At 62.2% G+C, this 2,243-nt stretch carries 3 protein-coding genes; 1 reads left to right on the top strand and 2 read right to left on the bottom strand.

Annotation, left to right across the window (positions count from 1 at the left end; all coding sequences use genetic code 11):
- Window positions 1-311 (bottom strand): hypothetical protein (locus I6U14_RS02280; protein ID WP_296896556.1); only part of this gene is annotated, 311 nt, incomplete at its 3' end.
- Between I6U14_RS02280 and I6U14_RS18225 the strand changes: the two genes are divergently transcribed.
- Window positions 249-653 (top strand): DUF1826 domain-containing protein, encoded by a 405-nt coding sequence (locus I6U14_RS18225; protein ID WP_367115613.1) that lies wholly within the window; start codon window positions 249-251, stop codon window positions 651-653. The genes I6U14_RS02280 and I6U14_RS18225 overlap by 63 nt on opposite strands.
- Here the strand turns inward: I6U14_RS18225 and I6U14_RS02275 are convergent.
- Entirely contained in the window at window positions 571-2,202 is a 1,632-nt protein-coding gene (locus tag I6U14_RS02275; protein WP_296896554.1) for an IS1634 family transposase, read from the bottom strand. The genes I6U14_RS18225 and I6U14_RS02275 overlap by 83 nt on opposite strands.
- Window positions 2,203-2,243 lie beyond the last annotated feature (41 nt).

Raw genomic sequence — 2,243 nt, 5'->3', positions numbered from 1 at the left:
CTGCCCCCGCGGCCTTGCGGGCCGGGACGGAGCTGGCGGATTGAGGCGCGATTCTCCCGCCGGGGGGGCAGGTGGGCCGCTGCCGCCGCCCGCGGGTGCCCGGGCTTCAGGCCGCGCTGACGCGAGCCGCCGATAAAAGTGCGCTCACCGGCTTCAGGCGCGTCGTGGATGCCGGCCGGCCCCTGCCGGCACTGCCGCTGCCCGCGGCGACGGTCGCCGCCGGCGCCGCACAGGAGCTTGCCTTTCTGGTGGAGGTCTTCGGCGAGCTGCTGGGCTGCCCGCGCATCGGCCTGCGCCTGGAGGTCCTGCACCGGCCGATGTGCCCACGCTGGCACCGCGACCACAACGGTATCCGCCTGCTCTGCACCTGGCTCGGCCCAGGCACGCAGTGGCTGGACGATGCCGCCTCACCCGTCAGCGATCCGGCGCAACTGCCGGCTGACGCGCCCCCGAGCGGCCAGGCCGCACCCTTTGATCTGGTGCTGCTCAAGGCCGATCTTCCTCGCTCAAACCCGCGTAAGCCTTTGCCAGTAATGACAAAAATCGCAGTTTCAGATTTCACGCGGGTGGCTACATCGCGACCTGCAACAAGTTCAGTATCTCTTCCTGCTCCGGCGTCGGCGTGCTGTTCTGATAGAACTCGGCGCCATTGACAGTGACTTTGTTACGGGTGATCTGCGTCAAACACTCGATCACACCGCGAAATGTCCAGCGCCTTTCCGGCCCTTGTCCGTTCGCGGCGAACAGAGGTGCGAGACGCTGTTCCATATGCCATTGCAGATAATAGGCCAGCATGCAGAGAAAGACATGACTGCGAATGCGGTCATCGGTCTTGTGGTAGACCGGACGGATCTCGAGTTGCACGGTCTTGAGATTGCGAAAGGCGCGCTCGACGAAGGTTAAGCTCTTGTACGCGTTGACGACCTCCACGGTGCTCATCGCTTCCTGATCGACATCGCTCGTAATGATGTAGCAGCCATCGAAGCGTTGTTCCCGTTCCACCTTGTCCGTGTCGATCGACCAAACCAGACGATGTTCGCGGGACTTCGGCTTGTCGGGATCGGCGTCGATCGACCAGCGGATGAACTTTCCCACCTTGTATTTGGCCAAGACCTTGCCGACACGCGCCCCAAGCTTCTCCACGGTCGTGGCCCGTTGGTATGCCGCGATGTTGTCCAGAGCGGTTGTGGTGAGCGCCAGAAGACGTTCGCGCGTCTTGCCCTCGCGTTGCGCGGTCAGCGGGTTGCGGCAGAGACAGTAACGCCGTGCAGGATCATCGGGGTCAGTGACCTCATGGATGCTGCGCTCATCGAAGAGGTCGAGGGCAATCACCTTGTTCTTGAGCAAGGTCATCATCTCGCCATGGGTCAAGGCACTGACCGTGCGCAAGTCCTCCTCGTCCTTCAGCGCTTCGATATTGCTGCGTGTGATCATTCCGCGATCACCGACGAACACGACCTTCTCGATGCCGTAGTCGGCTTTGATTTCATGCACCTTGTCGACGACCGTGGTTTCGTCCTTGGTATTCCCCGCATAGACTTCCACGCCGACCGGACAACCCTTTGCCGTACAGATCAGCCCGACCACGATTTGTTCGTGCCCGCGCTTGCCGTCGCGGTTGTAGCCGAACGTCACCAACTCGCTATCCTGGTACTCGCCTTCGAAATAGACGCTGGTGATGTCGTAGAGCACCACATGACCGCCGTTGAGATGGCGGCGGACGAGGTGTCGCTGAATCGCCGTCTGGCGCCGCAAGAGCTCATCCATGGGCTCGTAGCAGTGCACATCGACATCGGGTGGCTCAGCGATGCCGCAGAGCTCCCACAGGCAGGTGTTCGGGTGGTGGTTGCACAAGGCGAGCTTGCTGCCGGCATAGACCAGGCGGCCGACGATCATCGCCAGCGCGCTGTTCACCCACGGTTCCGCACGCGAATAGAGCACCCGGTGCAGCCCCAGCTGCTTGGCGACGGCCAGGATCGCAAAGCTCGCGCCGTATTCCCTGCTGTCCAAAATCCGAAACGCCTGCGGGTCATCGACGGGAACGACGCGTTCACGAAAAGCGAGTTGCAGGAGCTTCAGTTGCTCCAACGAGCAGCCGGTGATGCGCCCGTGCTGCGTATGCTGCATCTTGCCGTTCTCGCGGAACGTGGTGCGCAAAATGCCGACCGGGCTCTTGCGGGAGGTCTGGATCTCGAGATGCAAGTTGCCATGCGCTGTCTGCATGGCTAAACACTAGCTCAAGA

The organism is Thiohalocapsa sp., assembly GCF_019695415.1.
Lineage (GTDB): Bacteria > Pseudomonadota > Gammaproteobacteria > Chromatiales > Chromatiaceae > Thiohalocapsa.
This window is presented reverse-complemented; position numbering and strand designations above follow the sequence as displayed.